The organism is Deltaproteobacteria bacterium HGW-Deltaproteobacteria-6, assembly GCA_002840435.1.
In the GTDB taxonomy this organism is placed as follows: domain Bacteria; phylum Desulfobacterota; class Syntrophia; order Syntrophales; family Smithellaceae; genus UBA8904.
In genome coordinates this window covers 1-1,162 of sequence record PHAT01000047.1, presented here as the reverse complement: position 1 = coordinate 1,162, position 1,162 = coordinate 1, and the positions used below count along the sequence as shown (strand labels likewise).

Sequence of the window (1,162 nt, the reverse complement as noted above, 5' to 3'; positions counted from 1 at the left end):
ATTGGAATCTTTATTTTTTGTACGGAAGTGCTTCGGATCAATACCCATTTTCGATATCTTGTACTGAACAATACGTTTCGTCGTACCCAGCATTTTTGCTGCCTTGGTCTGATTGCCGCCCGTTTCCGTAAGCGCATCGACAATCAGCGTTCTTTCCTGTGCTTCAACAACGGAAGAAAGCTTGCTGCGATCTTTGCGGTCCGGTTCTCTTTCTTTGATCTGCAATGACGGCGGCAAATGCACACAGTCCACAAGATCGGTCTTGGTCATTAACACAGCCCGCTCCATACAGTTTTCCAGTTCGCGGACATTTCCCGGCCATTTATGGGACAAAAACACTTCAATGGCCGCGGTCGAAATTCTTTTGACTTTTTTACCCATTTCTTTGTTGTATTTCAGAAGAAAATGATCGGCCAGAAGGATCACATCACTGCCCCGTTCACGAAGTGGCGGTAAATAAATGGGGAAGACATTCAGTCGATAGAACAGATCGGCACGGAAACGGTCGGACAAAATATCCTGTTCAAGATTCCGATTGGTGGCGGCAATGATCCGGACGTTGACATTGATTACTCGTGAAGACCCCAGCGGTTGAAATCTCTTTTCCTGCAAAACGCGAAGCAACTTGACCTGTGCAGCAGCGGAGAGTTCACCGACCTCATCCAGAAATATCGTACCGCTATTGGCCTCTTCGAAGCGCCCGCGTCGCTGCGTGAGCGCGCCGGTAAAAGCGCCTTTTTCGTGACCGAATAACTCACTTTCAATCAGCGTATCGGGAATCGCAGCGCAGTTGACCTGGACCATCGGTCCGCCTTTGCGCGAAGAGTTGTTATGAATGGCCCGGGCAACGAGTTCTTTGCCGGTCCCCGTTTCGCCGGTAATCAAAACCGTGGTATTGGAATCGGCAACCTGCGCCACCAATCCGAAAACTTCCTGCATGGCTTTGGAATGACCGATAATGTCCATCGAGGGTGCGTGACCACTGCCAACAATTTTACGAAGGCGCCGGTTTTCTTCTTCCAGTGCCCGGATATGTACGATCTTTGCCATTAATTCGGCAACCGCAGAAAGCATCGCCAGTTCCTTATCCAGGTCTTCAACCTCCCTGGCAACCTTGTCAGCGGACAAAACGCCGACCACTTCTCCGTCATACATAATCGGG

Annotated in this window: 1 protein-coding gene; it reads right to left on the bottom strand. The window is 49.9% G+C overall.

The genetic code is table 11. The features are described 5' to 3' along the window. The coding region (locus tag CVU71_18725) for a sigma-54-dependent Fis family transcriptional regulator (GenBank protein ID PKN16490.1) at positions 1 to 1,162 on the bottom strand (1,162 nt) is incomplete at both ends.